At 58.4% G+C, this 15113-nt stretch carries 19 protein-coding genes; 12 read left to right on the top strand and 7 right to left on the bottom strand.

The window, feature by feature from the left end:
• The first annotated feature begins 4 nt into the window (after window positions 1–4).
• Window positions 5–475 carry a plasmid stabilization protein gene (locus B0G57_RS27040; protein ID WP_332888234.1) on the top strand — a complete coding sequence of 157 codons (471 nt, stop codon included), beginning with the start codon at window positions 5–7 and terminating at the stop codon, window positions 473–475.
• Window position 476: 1 nt separating this feature from the next.
• The gene (locus B0G57_RS27045) at window positions 477–1493 is read left to right on the top strand and encodes a relaxase/mobilization nuclease domain-containing protein (protein WP_102607305.1); all 1017 of its coding nucleotides are present in this window, start codon (window positions 477–479) and stop codon (window positions 1491–1493) included.
• 104 nt (window positions 1494–1597) lie between these two features.
• On the opposite strand, the gene B0G57_RS27050 is transcribed toward B0G57_RS27045, so the two are convergent.
• Both B0G57_RS27050 and B0G57_RS27055 read right to left on the bottom strand, forming a co-directional pair.
• Window positions 1598–2026: a hypothetical protein gene (locus B0G57_RS27050; protein ID WP_102607304.1), complete on the bottom strand. Its 429-nt coding sequence runs from the start codon at window positions 2024–2026 to the stop codon at window positions 1598–1600.
• A gap of 211 nt (window positions 2027–2237) precedes the next feature.
• Window positions 2238–2738, bottom strand: coding sequence for a hypothetical protein (locus B0G57_RS27055; protein ID WP_102607303.1), 501 nt, complete (start codon window positions 2736–2738; stop codon window positions 2238–2240).
• Window positions 2739–2947: 209 nt separating this feature from the next.
• Between B0G57_RS27055 and B0G57_RS27060 the strand changes: the two genes are divergently transcribed.
• Together B0G57_RS27060 and B0G57_RS32200 are read left to right on the top strand one after the other, a co-directional pair.
• The gene (locus B0G57_RS27060) at window positions 2948–3274 is read left to right on the top strand and encodes a helix-turn-helix domain-containing protein (protein WP_102607302.1); all 327 of its coding nucleotides are present in this window, start codon (window positions 2948–2950) and stop codon (window positions 3272–3274) included.
• Window positions 3275–3317: 43 nt separating this feature from the next.
• Window positions 3318–3854 carry an H-NS family nucleoid-associated regulatory protein gene (locus tag B0G57_RS32200; protein ID WP_102607301.1) on the top strand — a complete coding sequence of 179 codons (537 nt, stop codon included), beginning with the start codon at window positions 3318–3320 and terminating at the stop codon, window positions 3852–3854.
• Window positions 3855–3972: 118 nt separating this feature from the next.
• Here B0G57_RS32200 and B0G57_RS27070 read toward each other — a convergent pair whose 3' ends face one another.
• Window positions 3973–4230, bottom strand: a complete 258-nt coding sequence (locus tag B0G57_RS27070; RefSeq protein WP_102607300.1) for a helix-turn-helix domain-containing protein — start codon at window positions 4228–4230, stop codon at window positions 3973–3975.
• A 55-nt stretch (window positions 4231–4285) separates the two neighbouring features.
• On the opposite strand from B0G57_RS27070, the gene B0G57_RS27075 reads away from it, so the two are divergent.
• The gene (locus B0G57_RS27075; RefSeq protein ID WP_223258755.1) at window positions 4286–4654 is read left to right on the top strand and encodes a hypothetical protein; all 369 of its coding nucleotides are present in this window, start codon (window positions 4286–4288) and stop codon (window positions 4652–4654) included.
• Window positions 4655–4840: 186 nt separating this feature from the next.
• Here the strand turns inward: B0G57_RS27075 and B0G57_RS27080 are convergent, their stop codons facing one another.
• Window positions 4841–5041: a hypothetical protein gene (locus tag B0G57_RS27080; protein WP_102607299.1), complete on the bottom strand. Its 201-nt coding sequence runs from the start codon at window positions 5039–5041 to the stop codon at window positions 4841–4843.
• A gap of 51 nt (window positions 5042–5092) precedes the next feature.
• Entirely contained in the window at window positions 5093–5455 is a 363-nt protein-coding gene (locus B0G57_RS27085; RefSeq protein ID WP_102607298.1) for a DUF3564 family protein, read from the bottom strand.
• 497 nt (window positions 5456–5952) lie between these two features.
• Between B0G57_RS27085 and cyoA the strand changes: the two genes are divergently transcribed.
• The 6 genes from cyoA to hemN all read left to right on the top strand — a co-directional run bounded on the left by cyoA (window position 5953) and on the right by hemN (window position 12322).
• Window positions 5953–6843 (top strand): ubiquinol oxidase subunit II, encoded by an 891-nt coding sequence (cyoA, locus tag B0G57_RS27090; RefSeq protein ID WP_102607297.1) that lies wholly within the window; start codon window positions 5953–5955, stop codon window positions 6841–6843.
• Between the two features lie 3 nt (window positions 6844–6846).
• Window positions 6847–8853 (top strand): cytochrome o ubiquinol oxidase subunit I, encoded by a 2007-nt coding sequence (cyoB, locus tag B0G57_RS27095; RefSeq protein ID WP_102607296.1) that lies wholly within the window; start codon window positions 6847–6849, stop codon window positions 8851–8853.
• Between the two features lie 3 nt (window positions 8854–8856).
• Window positions 8857–9465, top strand: coding sequence for a cytochrome o ubiquinol oxidase subunit III (gene cyoC, locus B0G57_RS27100; protein ID WP_102607295.1), 609 nt, complete (start codon window positions 8857–8859; stop codon window positions 9463–9465).
• Window positions 9466–9798, top strand: coding sequence for a cytochrome o ubiquinol oxidase subunit IV (cyoD, locus tag B0G57_RS27105; RefSeq protein WP_102607294.1), 333 nt, complete (start codon window positions 9466–9468; stop codon window positions 9796–9798).
• Window positions 9799–9884: 86 nt separating this feature from the next.
• Complete coding sequence (locus B0G57_RS27110; protein WP_102607293.1) at window positions 9885–10949, top strand: fatty acid desaturase; 1065 nt, start codon at window positions 9885–9887, stop codon at window positions 10947–10949.
• Window positions 10950–10960: 11 nt separating this feature from the next.
• Window positions 10961–12322: an oxygen-independent coproporphyrinogen III oxidase gene (hemN, locus tag B0G57_RS27115; RefSeq protein ID WP_102607292.1), complete on the top strand. Its 1362-nt coding sequence runs from the start codon at window positions 10961–10963 to the stop codon at window positions 12320–12322.
• An 81-nt stretch (window positions 12323–12403) separates the two neighbouring features.
• Here hemN and B0G57_RS27120 read toward each other — a convergent pair whose 3' ends face one another.
• Window positions 12404–13135 (bottom strand): helix-turn-helix domain-containing protein, encoded by a 732-nt coding sequence (locus tag B0G57_RS27120; protein WP_308836383.1) that lies wholly within the window; start codon window positions 13133–13135, stop codon window positions 12404–12406.
• 357 nt (window positions 13136–13492) lie between these two features.
• Between B0G57_RS27120 and B0G57_RS27125 the strand changes: the two genes are divergently transcribed.
• Entirely contained in the window at window positions 13493–14161 is a 669-nt protein-coding gene (locus tag B0G57_RS27125; protein WP_102607290.1) for an OmpW/AlkL family protein, read from the top strand.
• A 173-nt stretch (window positions 14162–14334) separates the two neighbouring features.
• Here the strand turns inward: B0G57_RS27125 and B0G57_RS27130 are convergent, their stop codons facing one another.
• Window positions 14335–14934, bottom strand: a complete 600-nt coding sequence (locus B0G57_RS27130; RefSeq protein WP_158256634.1) for a TetR/AcrR family transcriptional regulator — start codon at window positions 14932–14934, stop codon at window positions 14335–14337.
• Window positions 14935–15113: the final 179 nt, after the last annotated feature.

Here is a 15113-nt window from a genome sequence, read left to right on the forward strand (position 1 = left end):
GTGTATGCACCGCGGCGTGACAGCGGGCGAGGGCGTGCGGCAGTTGATCGCGGTCGCGCTGGATTCCGGCGGCGTGCATAGCGATCTGGACGTCGAGGCTGCGATGCCACCGGGGACCGTCCAAGACCCACACGCGCGAATCGAAGTCAGGTTGACGCGCACCGAGCTTCAAGCGGTAGAGCAACGGGCTGCCGCTTCGGGCTTGACCAGTAATCGCTGGATTGCCGCGTTGATCCGTGCTCATCTGACGCAGGCGCCACAGCTCGGCGAAAACGAGCTGCGCTTGCTGTCAGACTCGAACCAGCACCTGGCGACAATCAACCGCTGGCTCGCGCAACTCGGGCGTAACCGAGGCGCCGGGCGTCTGGTGCACGATGATCGACCGGACATCGCGGCCGTCCGGCAACAGATCGACGTACATATGCGCGCTGTCGCGGCTGTGATCCGTGCCAACCTGGATAGATGGAGCCGGTAATATGTCCTATCCGAAGACCTACATTGACGCGATGCTTCTGAACTGGGGTGATCGTCTGTTCACGGAGCCGTTCTGGCATGCCCGGGCACAGCGGCTCTCGCGCTCAGCAATTCGTGATGAGGCAGCGCGGATGCGTGATCGCGTGGCGCGGACGCTACGGCGCTCCCCTGAAGTGATGGTAAAAATCACAAACAAGGCGTCGAGTGCCCAAGGCATGGGTGCGGTACGTCGGCACATGCGCTATATCTCGCGCAACGGGCAGGTGGAGCTCGAAGATCAGAACGGAGACAGCATCGCAGGCGCGGACGCCGTCCGCGAGCTCGCGCACAGCTGGCAGCTAGGCGGGTGGGGAATACCGGAGACGAGTCATCGCCGCGAGGTATTCAACATTCTTCTATCTATGCCGCCGGGAACGAATCGGCAGGCAGTGCGGGACGCCGCGCGAGACTTTGCGGCCCTAGAGTTCGGAGATGGACGTGCGTATGTCTTCGCTGCCCACGATGACGAAGCCCACCCACATGTACATCTGAGCGTGCAGGTGCGCGGCCCCGACGGACGACGACTCAATCCGCGAAAGGAAGACATACGGCGCTGGCGCGAGCGATTTGCTGAACAACTCCGTGAGCATGGCGTCGATGCAAATGCGACCCCTAGACTGACGCGCGGCGTCAGCCAGCGGTACCCGAAGCAAAGTGTCGCGCATATGCTCGCGCGCGGTGAAGCGCCGATGTACTGGCACGCTACAAGCAGCGAAAAGCAGCGGCAGGCAGAATGCAGAGCTCACGATTGTGCACTTGCCGCGTGGCGCGAAGTGGCGCAAGCAATGGCGGAGTCGCTGCTGACGGCGGACCGAGCCATGGCTATCGACATTACGGACTTTGTACGGGCTATGCCGATTCAGAGGGACGGCCCCAGTCCTGAATCACAACCCGAAAAGGCGCTAGCACGCGGAGATCGCGGGATGCCCTCGCGCGCCGAGCAGCTATGTGGCTTGGCTCCGGACGTCGAGCGGCAATGAAGGGAAAGCGGGCGTAGGCTATACGCGACCGAATCGGCCGCCGAGACTATCGTTGATGAAGGAACGTGCTGGTTCGACGCAGTAGACCCGCGCGCGGTGAGAGTCTAGCGATCAGCAAGCCAAGCGGGCACGCTTTTGTACGTTGCGAAGAGCAGGAAAACGAAGGCGATGGCCAGCAGTGGTACGCCGTAGAGCGCCACTGGGAAAAACAGCACAAGCTGGAGTGATGTCCCACCGACGCCGTATGTAACGTTCGTGCCTCGAACGTTTTCGTGTATCAGGTTCGCCACTGTCCCAATGCCTAGAGTGACGAGAATAAGTCCTCCATAGGCCGGTACGTGGTGGAGTGGCGCGGTCACCCACGCGTAGTATCCCCACCAAAGAAAATTGATCGCGACGGCCGCGAGCCAGAACCCTCGTACCGTGAGAATGTTGCGACCAAACCGCTGCCGACAGTGGCGATCAAATTGCCGGATGCCTCTGGCGATAGCAAGCAGGATACCTACGGTGATGGCTACCTTCAGTAGCACCATCTTTTTCTCTCCTTCGATGTGTATTACGGTTCTATGCCATTTGCCCAAAAAGCGTCAACTTTCGGCGCGATGCCTTCGCTATCTCTTAATCAAGATAGACGTCCGTTAGACGAACGCAAGGAGCAGTCGCCGTGGCGATTCATATTCTCATCTCAGGACCGCACAGGCAGTGCAAAAGTTCGTCGCCGATGCACGGACCAAGTGGACGCCGTTACCAGGAGCGCACGTGCTGCTGAATAAGCGCGACGTCGATGGACAATGCGCCTATGCTGAGAAGCTCCGTTAGGTTCCGTTGCAAGGCCTGTTCGTATAGGTTCACAAACAGTGAACACCAGTTCGCATGATCGTTCGCGGGCGGGCAGACTATCCTTGCGTCGGCGACGCGTGGCTCATCAACGCACCCGGCCGTGGATAGGATCGGAATATCGATCCGTGCTACAACGTTGTGTCTTTCCGGACGTAGACGCGGCTGATCATCCCGCCGCAGGAACAATATGGTCCCAACCAATGCGACGTCTTCCTCCAGATGCTCGGTGTGGCGGGACTGAGCTGCAGCAAGGCCATAGGCGGTCAACATTTTCCTGCTGCGGCGATCAATCCACTGTTCCGCCTGTTGCAGATGCTCGTTGAGCATCCGCAGCCGGCGGTAGTCCTGTTCGCTCATGTCAGTGGAGGGGCCGGGCGGCGGCCATTTGTCCGGCATCTCTTGCATTGAGTGCTCCCCGGTCTATTGAGGAAACCCCTGTTGAACGAGGTGTTGGGGGGCGATGCCGATTATCCACAGGGCAGTGCTCCGACCGGTGTCCCCGCTGAGATCCCCATGGATTTCCGGCGCATCGGAGTATACTACGATAGTCGTAGTATCTAAGCGAGCGCTTTGCAACGATATTCGTAGTTCTGTTTGTAACGGGCTACCAGTGAATGTCCGCGGCGCCGCCTTCAATCTTTGGAACGCGACTGAAGGAGGCTCGCCTAGAGGCCGGGCTGTCGCAGAAGCAGCTTGGGATTGAGGCGGGCCTGGATCCATTTGTCGCGAGCACGCGCATCAATCGCTATGAGCTCGGCGTTCACAAGGCGGATTACACCTTTGCTATCCGTATCGCGGCAGTACTTCGGGTACCGGTTGCGTTTCTCTACGCGGAAGATGAAGAACTCGCCCGCTTGATTTTGATTTTTGGCAGGCTCTCGAAACGGAAACGCAACGAGCTTCTATCGCATGCTCAAACCCTGGAGGTCGGCTCGAAGTAGATTCGTAGCATCGTGTGTCATCTTTGAAGATCGGGAGGGTGTCATGGCAACATTGGAAGCAATTGAGGTAAAGATAAGGCGTTTGCAAGAGCAGGCACAAGCCATCAGAGCAAAGCAACTCTCGGCGACGCTCGATCGCATTGTCGAACTCATGCGAAAGGGCGGGGTTACGCTAGCTGACATCGAGGCTCACGTTGACGCGAAGAAACGTGGCGGGAGGCCCGGTAAGAAGGCTGCTGCGCAGACGGCTCCTGCTACGGCGAAATACCAAAACCCAAAAACTGGTGCTACCTGGTCTGGACGCGGTCGCGCTCCCTCATGGATTGCGCATGCGAAGAACCGTACGCGCTTTCTCGTTGATGGCAATCCGTCGGATGTATCGACGACTGGCGGAAACGTTGAAAAAAAGCGGGGCAACTATATCCGAGGGCAGCAGCCGGCGAAGTATCGCGACCCTGAGACCGGTGCAACTTGGAGTGGACGCGGTCGTGCTCCCGCGTGGTTGGCGAACGCAAAGAACCGCGCAGAATTCTTGATTGAAGACCCGTCGGGCGGTCGACGCGCGCGTACTGCTTCTTAGTGCCATATAGCTATTCACAAAACGTCACAACTGGGCACTTTAACTGTTGTGCTAAGTAGGCTGCACATGCAATAGCTCGCACGAGCCGCGCGCCGCAAAATCACATCGATCGGGCAGTCTAACGCGGTAGTGCCGCAAGCGGCAGGTTTCGAATGCGATCGATGAATTCGTGCGGATCGGCTTCGAGCGCGCGCAAAATGTCGAGCAATTCGATGACGTCAATGCGTCGCGCACCACTCTCGTACTTCGAGACGAAAGACTGTGGTCGTCCTAGGCGCTCGGCAAGATCCTGTTGTAGCAGCCCACGCTGCTTGCGCGTCTCCATAAGCAGCGCGGCGAGTTGACGGTAGCGGCGGTCATGTATCGGATGGGCCATCCACACATTCTAAATTCGGATATCATATATCCCAGATTCGGATTTGGGATATACTGTGCGGGAACTGATGGTGATCGTGTGGGTGCTAGCGGCGGCCGGTATCGCAGCGTCGATCGCAATCGACATGCGCCATTTGGCCGCCAACCGCGTTTGGCTTTCACGTAGCGGATGGACTTTCGCGTGTATCTGCTCGGGCCCGGTTGCAGGTGTCGTCTATCTCATGTTCCGACGTGCTGCACGGCGGGCCCTAATCGCGTCCGTTTGGCAGATCGTGGGCGGCGATTCATACCCCTCCCACACTCGCCGCAAGCGATTGGTCACGTTGCTGCAGTCCGGCCTGATCGGCACGTCAGTTTTCAAAGCCTGCTTGAAAGTGCTGGATGATGAATGTACAACCCTTCACGACTCGAACAACGTCGAATGAATGCTGTCACACCGCCCAGTTGCGCAATCGGAGAGGGCGCATGGGGTCGCAGGTGCGATGCGGAGAAAATGGCAGCGCTGATGACGAAGCTTGCAAACGCTACAGCTAGTGCCTGGTTCCGGCGATACATCACCCTCGGATGCCGGAACCTTTTTTGCCGGCAGGCTTCCTGCCGGCGCTTTTTCTTCAGCGGGTGTCGACGATGAGCGCCGATGCTTGCATAACAAAAATCCCCGTGCGGAACAGTGCCGTGCGTTGGGCAACCGTCGGCGCGAGCCCGATGAAGATGCGGTTTCTGTGCCCCCCTTCGGGGAGCGGGTCGGAAACCCGCCGGACCTCGCTCTCTTCAATGTACCGTCGCGTGCACATTGAATCTTCATCGAGCATCCTTTCCGATGCCCTTAGTGCCCGCTGTCGACAGCGGTGGTGGCCGGTGCGTCAGGCGTCGCCGTGCGCACAGATGCTCGATTCGGCCCGGGCGCGTTGATCATCGATGCATTGGATATGCCAACGGCCACATGCCGAGGGAGGGGCGACCCGCCGCGCTACACCTGTTTCTCCTTCGAACGGCCCGCCGTGTTTGCGGAGTTTGAGGTCCTCGAGTTCGAACAGCGGACTTCCACCGCCGGGCGGGCAAACACGCGTTTTCGCGGGACGGCCCTGCAGCCGCCCCCATGAAGGTAAGGTCAGGCTTGCGTGGGACTCGCGCGACCATTCGAGCAGTTCGTCATCGAACCAGAGAATCGCGTATGCGCTAGGGTCGATGCCATCGAACGAGTGAAGGTGAACTGTGATCCGCATTCGCGTCGTCCAGACGAGCGCCTCTCGGCGACATGTGTGAGTGATGGCCTACATCACTGAATTAATGGTGAGTCGATAGGCTAGGTGAATTTGGCGGAGGGGGCCGCCCTTATCCTGCGGTAGCGCATCGGCATGTCTATGAAGGTGCTTTTCCGCCGTTCGATTGCACTCGCTTGATCGAGGTTCCCGTCGCGGGTCATCAGCCTTGTGTAACTTACATGGTCACAACCTGCCATGACTCAATGACGCTTGCTCGTGCTTACGTCACCGCAGCCGTAGCCGCGCATTCGTCGTGGAATCCCGCATGCCTGCGCGCACTGACTACGGCTTCGCCGTGCTACATCTGCGTCAACATGCCGCACGTTTTTGCTGTTCGCTATTTGATTTCAGTCAAGCCAGATCAACCCCTGATGTTGGACGATCGCCCTAGCGTGCTCGGTCCTGCATGTATGCAGGTGATACGACACCCACGTACTTCAACCCATGACTGGACAAACATGACATCCAGAAAAGCTTTGAAGAAATGGTCGATACCCCTTGTGGCGGGAGTGACTGCCTGTTTTTCCGGATGCGATGCCGCATTGCTCGACCCAAAAGGGACTGTGGGTGCGGCAGAGAAGGCGCTGATTTTGACATCGACGCTTACAATGCTCATCGTCGTCGTGCCTGTCATCGTGCTGACGCTTTTATTCGCCTGGCGCTATCGCGCTTCGAGCATTGCAGCGAGCTACTCGCCAAAATGGGCGCATTCGACGGCGGTCGAAGTCGTCGTGTGGACGATTCCGGCGCTCATCATCCTCTATCTCGGCCTGCTGACCTGGCGCACGACGCACGAACTCGATCCGTATCGACCACTGGCCTCAAAGGTGAAACCGATGGAGGTTGATGTCGTGGCGCTCGATTGGAAGTGGCTCTTCATCTATCCGGACCTCGGCATTGCTACGGTCAACCAGGTCGTGTTCCCCGTCGGCACGCCGGTCGAGTTCCGCATTACGTCGGATTCTGTGATGAACTCGTTTTTTATTCCTCAGCTAGGCAGCCAGATCTACGCGATGGCCGGCATGCAGACGCGGCTGCATCTCATCGCCGATTATCCGGGCGACTATGCCGGCCTCTCCGCGAACTACAGCGGTGAGGGATTCTCTGACATGAAATTCCGTGCCATCGCGGTGGATCGCGTGCGCTTCGCCGCCTGGGTGGACAAGGTGCGCGCTTCTCCCCAGCACTTGAGTATGGACGTCTACGGCGTAGTTGCGAAGCCGGACGAGCATGTACCGGTCATGTACTTCTCGTCTATTGATCCGAAGCTCTTTCGCAAGATCATCGCGAAGTACAACAACGGCAACGTCCTTGACCTCAAGGACGGCACCTGTGGAAGCAAGGGATAGACCATGCTTGGAAAACTGACACTCTCGGCGATACCGTTCGATCAGCCCATCATCATGGGGGCAGGCGTGCTGATGCTGGCGATCGCCCTCGCCGTCGCAGGCACGCTGACGGCGCTCGGCAAATGGAAATGGCTTTGGAGTGAGTGGATTACGAGCGTCGATCATAAGCGGATCGGTGTCATGTACCTCGTCGTAGCGGGACTCATGCTGGTGCGCGGCTTCGTCGACGCGCTGATGATGCGCGCGCAGCAGGCGCTTGCTTACCATTCACCCGGCTATTTGCCGCCTCATCACTACGACCAGATCTTCACGGCACACGGCACGATCATGATCTTTTTCATGGCGATGGCACTGATGGTTGGCCTCTTCAACCTTATCGTGCCGCTGCAGATCGGCGCACGTGACGTCGCATTCCCGTTCCTTAACTCGCTTTCGTTCTGGATGACGGCGGTGAGCGCCATCCTGATGAATCTCTCGCTGGTCATCGGTGAATTCGCCAAGGCGGGATGGCTGGTTTATCCGCCGCTGTCGGAGCTGCAGTTCAGCCCGGGCGTCGGGGTCGACTACTACATTTGGGCCGTTCAGATATCCGGCGTCGGCACGCTGATCACAGCCATCAACTTTTTCGTCACGATCATACGCATGCGCACTCCCGGCATGACGCTTATGAAGATGCCCGTGTTCACCTGGACGGCGCTCTGCTCGAACGTGCTGATCATGGCGACGTTTCCGATTCTGACAGTCGCTGTGGGCTTGCTCGCCCTTGACCGCTATCTGGGTATGCATTTCTTTACAAACGACGCCGGCGGAAATCCGATGCTCTATCTGAATTTAATATGGGCTTGGGGGCATCCTGAGGTGTACATCCTCGTGCTGCCCGCATTCGGCATCTACTCAGAGGTCATCGCCACGTTCGCCAGGAAACCGCTCTTCGGGTACAAGACGATGGTGTATGCCTCGTGCGTGATCATGATCCTCTCGTTCCTCGTGTGGCTACATCACTTTTTCACGATGGGGTCGGGCGCCGACGTGAATTCGTTCTTCGGTATTGCGACAATGGTCATCGCGGTGCCGACCGGCGTGAAGGTCTTCAACTGGCTCTTCACGATTTACAGAGGCCGGCTCGAGTTTTCGGTGCCCGTACTTTGGACGATCGGATTCATGGTGACGTTCACGATTGGCGGGATGACCGGCGTCATGCTGGCTATCCCGGGTGCCGACTTCGTGCTTCATAATAGTCTCTTCCTGATTGCGCACTTCCATAACGCAATCATCGGTGGTGTTGCATTCGGATACTTTGCTGGTCTGGCGTACTGGTTCCCGAAGGCGTTCGGCTTCAAGCTTGATGAAAAGCTCGGCAAGCGTGCCTTTTGGTTCTGGTTGATCGGCTTCTACGTGGCGTTCATGCCGCTTTACGTGCTCGGATTCATGGGTGCGACGCGGCGCTTGAGTCATTACGAAAACCCAGCGTGGCATCCATGGTTCGTCGTGGCTGCATTCGGTGCTGTGCTGATCGCCAGTGGCGTTGCCTACCAGATAGCCTCGATCGTCGTCGCCGTCAAACGCCGTAGCCTTCCGCAATACCGCGATGCAACGGGCGATCCGTGGGGTGGTCGAACGCTCGAATGGGCGACTGCGTCGCCGCCCCCGATCTACAACTTCGCGCATCTTCCGGTTGTGGAAGAGCTCGACGCCTTCGCGCACATGAAGGAAGCGGGCAAAGCCAACGCGGCGCCAGAAAGCCATGAGGACATCCACATGCCTTCCAATACTGCCGACGGCTTTGCTATCGGTCAGTTCAGCCTTGCACTAGGGTTCGCGCTTGTGTGGCACATCACGTGGCTCGCCGGACTATCGTTTGCAGCCATCATTGCGACGCTGATCGCGCGCAGTTTTCGTCAAAATGACGGTTATGTCATTCCCGCCGTACGCGTCTGCGAAATGGAGTCGCTGAGAAACCGCAAGCGCACGCTGGGACCGTTCGAGTTACCCGAAAAGGCGGAGGGCTGATCCGTGTCGCAAACTGCATCGCTTACCACCGACGGCGTAACGGCCGCAGAACATGGCGTCTCTCCGACGGTATTAGGCTTCTGGTTATACCTGATGACTGACTGCGTGTTGTTTGCCGCTCTATTCGCCGCGTTTGCCGTCATGTCAAACGAGTTCGCAGGTGGCTCAACCGGGCGGGATCTTTTTAATATTTCGGGTGTCGCACTCGAAACCGGCGCACTTCTCGTGAGCAGCATCACATACGGCTTTGCGATGATTTCCGCACATCGCCGGCAGCGTCGCGCGGTGCTCGGCTGGCTCCTCGTGACCTTCGTGCTCGGCGCGTTTTTCCTCGCTCAGGAATTGCGCGAGTTTTCGCAGCTGATTGCCGGCGGGGCAGGCCCTGACCGAAGCGCGTTCCTCTCTTCCTTCTTCACGCTGGTCGGCACGCATGGCCTCCACGTCACAGCCGGGCTTGTCTGGATGGCCGTACTCGTCGCGCACGTCGTCCGTTCGTCGGATATCTCCGAGCGCGACCTGACCCGTCTCACGTGCTTGAGCCTATTCTGGCACTTCCTCGACATCGTGTGGATCGGCGTATTTACCTTCGTTTATCTCGGGAGCGTGCTTTAAATGACCCATTCTTCTTCCTTGCCGCTGACGGCGCGGAACAGCAGCGTTGTTGGATATATCGTCGGCTTTTCCCTTGCCGTGTTGTTGACTGCGGGATCGTTCATACTGGCCACGCACCGGTCTCTGCCGCCGGAAACCGCAATGATTGTCCTCGGGGCGCTCGCGTTCGTGCAAATCGTCGTCCATCTGGTCGCGTTCCTGCATCTCGATTTTTCCCGCGGCCAGCGGTGGAATGTGCTCGCGTTCTGTTACGCCGCATTCGCAGCGCTGTTTCTGATCTTCGGAACGCTCTGGGTGATGCACAACGTCAGCATCCACATGATGTCTCGCTGACCCGAGTCTTCGCTGATCCATCTGGAAAGGCTCGGCCCCCTGGGCAGGGCATTCCTCCTTGCACTTCACGTTATCCCAGTAGTTTCATGACTGATTCGCTCCGCCCTATCTCTGCCGGAGAGCCGCTGCCGCATCGCAGGATCATTCGGTCGTGGCTGATCCCGTTCAGTGAAAGCGACACCGCCTACGCACTGGTGCTGATCACATTCGACTTCGCGCTGCTCTTGGTTTCGCTCGCAGCGGTTATACAGACGCACGGCTTCATGTGGAAAGCCGTCTGCGGGCTCGTCGCCGGCTTCGTCATCGGCCGGCTGTTCATCATCGGCCACGATGCGTGCCATCAGAGCCTCACCCGACACCGGAAGCTGAACCGGTGGCTTGGCCGAGTCGCCTTTTTGCCATCGCTCACGCCCTACAGCCTTTGGGAAGTCGGACACAATGTCATCCATCACGGGTATACGAACCTGAAAGGCGTCGATTTCGTGTGGGCACCGCTTTCTGTGCGGGAGTTTCGCGCGCTGTCCGGCCCGCGTCGCATTCTGGAGCGCGTCTACCGCAGCGGGTGGGCGCCCGGGCTGTACTACATGATCGAGATTTGGTGGCGTCGAATGTTCTTCCCGTCGCGCGCGGCGATGCCCACGCGCCGGCCGGTTTTTCTTCGCGACTGCGTACTGGTATCCGTGTTCGCGCTGTTCTGGATCGGCACCCTTGTTTGGGCCGCCTATCTGACCGATCAGCCGGCCATGTCGCTCATCGTGACCGGCTTCGCCATCCCGTTCCTGTTCTGGTGTGCGATGGTGGGATTTGTTGTGTATGTCCATCACACCCACACGCGAATTCGCTGGTACGACGAGCGCGCCGAGTGGGGCCGCACGGACCCATTCGTCTCGACGACGGTGCACCTGACCTTCCGACGCGGCATTGGCGCACTGTTTCATCAGATCATGGAACACACGGCTCATCACGTCGACATGAGTCTGCCGCTTTACAGACTCGCGGCTGCGCAGCGCAAGCTCGAGGAGCAGCTGCCAGGGCGAATCGTGGTGCAGCCTTTCTCATGGCGTTGGTACTTCGGCACCGCCCAGCGCTGCAAGCTCTATGATTTTGCCTCGCATCAGTGGACCGATTTCGCCGGGCGGCCGACCGTTTGACTGGAGCACGTATGATCGATGCCGACATCCTGTTTCAGCACCGGCTGCTTGCAAAGTACAATGCCGCCACCCCGCGCTATACGTCGTATCCGACCGCGGTCCAGTTTCGCGAGGACTTCGACGTTGCGGACTACGCGCGCGCGGCTGCTGATCCCGGCGCGGCGGATACGGATCTTTCGCTCTACTTCCATATTCCATTCTGCAGTACGGCGTGCTTTTATTGCGCTTGCAGCAAGATCGCCACGAAGAACCGCGCACGTACGCGGCCCTATCTCGACTGCGTGAAACGTGAGCTCGCGCTTCAGGCAGAACGCTTCGATACGGCGCGTCCCGTGACACAGCTGCATTGGGGTGGCGGTACGCCCACGTTCCTCTCTCCTGGCGAAATGATCGAGTTGATGGCCGCCACTCGCGAGCATTTCACGTTGCTGCCCGATGACGTAGGCGAATATTCGATTGAAATCGACCCCCGGGAGGTAAGCGCGAAAACGATCGTCCAGTTGCGCACGCTAGGCTTCAACCGGCTCAGTCTCGGTGTACAGGACTTTGATCCGCTCGTGCAGCACGCGATTAACCGTATCCAACCACTCAAGTTGACTGCCGACGTCATGCGTGCCGCGCGCTCAACAGGATTTCATTCGATTAGCGTGGATCTGATTTACGGGTTGCCGTATCAAACTGCCGAGAGCTTCGCGCGCACGCTCGACATCACGCTCTCGCTCGCACCTGATCGACTTTCCGTATTCGGCTACGCGCACTTACCGCAGCTTTTCACGATGCAGCGTCAGATGGATGCGTCGACTCTGCCATCGCGGCAAGAGAGGCTTGCGCTGCTGCGCCTCGCGGTTGAGAAGTTGACAAGTTCCGGGTATGTGTATGTGGGCATGGATCATTTCGCTTTGCCAACCGACGAGCTCGCGCGTGCGCAGGCGCGTCGCGCGCTGCATCGGAACTTTCAGGGATATAGCACTAACGCGGATTGTGACCTGATCGGCTTAGGCATGTCGTCGATCAGTAAGGTCGGCGACGTGTACGCTCAAAACGCCAAGGATCTGGCCAGCTATTCGGCCGCGATCAATACTGGGCGCCTCGCGATCGCACGGGGCATTTGCCTCACAGTCGACGACCGCTTGCGGCGAGACGTCATCGCTCAGTTGATGTGCAACTTCGAACTGTGCTTTGTTGAGTTCGAGGCCACATACGGGATTTGCTTCGCTAATGTATTCGCTCCCGAGCTGGAACGCTTGCGCGAATTCGAGCGGGATGGCCTCATCGCGGTCGACTCAGACCGACTGCAAGTGCTTGCGGCGGGCAGAATGCTGGTGCTCGATATCGCGATGGTATTCGACCACTACGTGAGCATTCAGACGTAAGGTCGACTTTTGCGTATGCTTTGAAAGGCCGTCAGAGCCCCTCCAAGGCGGCGTTTGCGCGGCGTCGTCGAAAGTAACCAACTATTCGGCCCGACTTACATCGAGCAGACCGTCCAGGTCGAGAATCCGAATATTTCTGCCACCGACAGCGATGAGTCCGCGCTTCTCAAAGCGCGACAAGACTCGGCAGACCGTTTCCATCGTTACCCCGAGGAAACTTCCCGCTTCTCCTCGCGTCATGCGCAGCACAAACTGGGTTGGCGAATTGGCACGCTGATGCGATTGCCGCGACGACATGTCCAAAAGGAAAGTCGCGATGCGTTCTTCTACAGTCATTGTGCCGAGCACGACCATGTGACTGCTGTCACGAGCGAGCTCGGCGGAGAAAACGCGGTACAGGTGATCCGATATCGCTTTCACCTGCCGGCCGAGCAGTTCGAGCAGCGCGAATGGCAGAACGCAGACGCAGCTATCTTCGAGTGCAATGGCGTCGCTCATGTGGTAAGCGTGGCAAACGCCGTCAAGTCCTAGCGGTTCACCGGCGAAGAAAAATCCAGTAATCTGTTCTCGGCCATCGGAAAGCAGCATCACCTTCTTGAATGAGCCAGTGCGTATGGCATAGATGTTCGTGAACGGGTCCCCGATTCGGAAGACTGGCGCACCTCTGCGAACTACGTGGCGGGCAGGCGCAAGGCCTTTCGTCGAGCGCATGTCGGCGTGTTCGGCTCTATTGGCCGTGCAACAAGGCCGCATGGCACAGCTTCTGCACGGTTCAGTCAGGCTGATTGTGGGTGTAATTCCAATTGGTACCATAACTGACCCAGTAGCTTGCCTCGACGACGGCGAACAAGACTCTGTCGCAACCGAGATCTCGTTCGGCTCATTGGAAACTGACACAACAACGCCTACGAACGGGCGTCAATTGTCGACGACACCGAGCTTCTCCTTACTGCAGTCGCCTTGCAATGAGCAATGGGCGGCTAACCGTCGCATCACAGAAATCGTTGACCGTTCCAATGACGCGTTTGCCGTTCGGCAGGTTTTGTCGATCGGACGCGTGCGACACGCTGTCGCGGGCAACTACATGCGTACGTTTAGTTGATTGCGGTCAACGCTGATAGCCCTATAACCATACAGACTGTGTGGGTATTATAGCAACCGGACACTATCATGCAAAACCAAATTCATGCCATCACGGCAGCGATTTGCCTCACTTCCGCATTTGGACTATCCACGGCCCGTGCTGCCGGCGACGCGGCAACGTTGGCCTCGACCGCAGACAGTTCAGCGGCCGGGATACATGCTGGCGATTGGCTGGTTCGCCTTCGTACAATTAGCATCCAGCCGCAAGTTCACACGAGCAACACGCTGTCCACGCTCGATGTCGGCGTGAACAACTCGCTCGTTCCCGAGCTCGATTTCACCTACATGATTCGCGACAGTATAGGCATCGAGTTGATTCTTGGCACCTCGCGTCACCAAGTGACGTCGAACCTCGGTAACTTGGGTGGCGTCGGCGTGCTGCCTCCGACATTGCTGTTACAGTATCACTTCAATCATGAGGGACGCATTCGCCCCTATGTCGGTGCGGGTCTTAATTACACGCTCTTCTATAACAACAGTTTGCACGCCGGAGGTCAACCGGTCTCCATAGACAACCACAGCTTCGGTCCAGCATTGCAGGCCGGCGTCGACGTGCAGGTGACAAAGGCGCTTTTCGTCAACGCCGACATTAAGAAGATTTGGATGAAGACCGACGCGTCGCTTGGCGGCACTGCAATCGGCACTCTACATATCGATCCGCTCGTTATTGGGGTGGGCATTGGGATGAAATTTTAGCCGGGGCGGATTCGAGGCGCCGAAAAGGGCAAGGCGAGAGGGCTGAATGTGGCACGGCTGCTGGCTGGCCGGAAGAATGCAGGGAACGCGAGGGCATACGCGCGGAATGTGGATGGGGCGGGTCGCGCGAGATCGCTTACCTCCATGGATAACAGAAGTCGCGCTCAGGCAGGTCAAGCACTCCGACATCCAGCCAGAAAAAAAGCGACGCTATGCTGCACATGGTTGTCGATTTGTGCTCGCAATGTCTTCAGGCCTTCGCCAACGAGCGCGCGCATGAACAACGGGTCGACGACCAAGTCAATGTAGAACCTGGTCGTAGTCTCGATGTGATCGGGCCCGAAGGCCGGGAAGCGACGGACGTCCTTGACGCTAGCTGCGTCGAGTAGGGCTTCCCGCGCTGCCGAAGCGCCGCGCTCGCGCGCGTCACGAGAAAAGTGGGCCAGTTCCGGGACGCGGCGTGCCTCTGCGGCGGCAAGCCTCATGAAGTCGATCACTTCATCCTCGAGCAACCGTTCTAGCATTTCACGTCCGAGGCAGACGAGCCTTGCCTCGAGTGTTGTTCCGGTGGTTGCGTACTTCCCGAAGTGAGCACTGAACCGCGCCGCACCGCGCAAGCCGACAGCTACAAAAAGGGCCTCCTTGGTCTCGAACCGCGCATAGATAGTGGGCTTGCCGGCGTGCGCGAGACGGGCGATCTCGTCGATGCTCGCGCCATGGAACCCGCGCTCCATGAACACCTGATGGGCAGCATCAAGTATGCGTTCGTCCACTTCTCCAGCCAGCTCGCTTGGGGGCCTTCCTGCCCGTACGGCAGAATGCTTCAAAGCCTTCGTTTTCGGCATCGCATCTGTTGAGTTCGGCATCTTGTGGTGGACGTAGTCCGAATATCGGTACACCGCGGATGTACCACGGCAGAGCCGGGGTTGTAAAGGAACGAAACGGTTTCGTA

This window comes from Trinickia symbiotica (assembly GCF_002934455.1).
Classification (GTDB): Bacteria; Pseudomonadota; Gammaproteobacteria; order Burkholderiales; family Burkholderiaceae; genus Trinickia; species Trinickia symbiotica.

Excerpts from the sequence above, each read along its gene's own strand:
- B0G57_RS27055 (WP_102607303.1), bottom strand. The coding sequence starts at position 2,738 with ATGCAAGAGATGCCGGACAAATGGCCGCCGCCCGGCCCCTCCACTGAC.
- B0G57_RS27080 (WP_102607299.1), bottom strand. The coding sequence starts at position 5,041 with ATGCTCGATGAAGATTCAATGTGCACGCGACGGTACATTGAAGAGAGC.
- B0G57_RS27070 (WP_102607300.1), bottom strand. The coding sequence starts at position 4,230 with ATGGCCCATCCGATACATGACCGCCGCTACCGTCAACTCGCCGCGCTG.
- B0G57_RS27050 (WP_102607304.1), bottom strand. The coding sequence starts at position 2,026 with ATGGTGCTACTGAAGGTAGCCATCACCGTAGGTATCCTGCTTGCTATC.
- B0G57_RS32200 (WP_102607301.1), top strand. The coding sequence starts at position 3,318 with ATGGCAACATTGGAAGCAATTGAGGTAAAGATAAGGCGTTTGCAAGAG.
- B0G57_RS27085 (WP_102607298.1), bottom strand. The coding sequence starts at position 5,455 with ATGCGGATCACAGTTCACCTTCACTCGTTCGATGGCATCGACCCTAGC.
- B0G57_RS27040 (WP_332888234.1), top strand. The coding sequence starts at position 5 with ATGCACCGCGGCGTGACAGCGGGCGAGGGCGTGCGGCAGTTGATCGCG.
- hemN (WP_102607292.1), top strand. The coding sequence starts at position 10,961 with ATGATCGATGCCGACATCCTGTTTCAGCACCGGCTGCTTGCAAAGTAC.
- B0G57_RS27045 (WP_102607305.1), top strand. The coding sequence starts at position 477 with ATGTCCTATCCGAAGACCTACATTGACGCGATGCTTCTGAACTGGGGT.
- B0G57_RS27110 (WP_102607293.1), top strand. The coding sequence starts at position 9,885 with ATGACTGATTCGCTCCGCCCTATCTCTGCCGGAGAGCCGCTGCCGCAT.
- cyoD (WP_102607294.1), top strand. The coding sequence starts at position 9,466 with ATGACCCATTCTTCTTCCTTGCCGCTGACGGCGCGGAACAGCAGCGTT.
- B0G57_RS27060 (WP_102607302.1), top strand. The coding sequence starts at position 2,948 with ATGTCCGCGGCGCCGCCTTCAATCTTTGGAACGCGACTGAAGGAGGCT.
- B0G57_RS27120 (WP_308836383.1), bottom strand. The coding sequence starts at position 13,135 with ATGGTACCAATTGGAATTACACCCACAATCAGCCTGACTGAACCGTGC.
- cyoB (WP_102607296.1), top strand. The coding sequence starts at position 6,847 with ATGCTTGGAAAACTGACACTCTCGGCGATACCGTTCGATCAGCCCATC.
- B0G57_RS27125 (WP_102607290.1), top strand. The coding sequence starts at position 13,493 with ATGCAAAACCAAATTCATGCCATCACGGCAGCGATTTGCCTCACTTCC.
- cyoA (WP_102607297.1), top strand. The coding sequence starts at position 5,953 with ATGACATCCAGAAAAGCTTTGAAGAAATGGTCGATACCCCTTGTGGCG.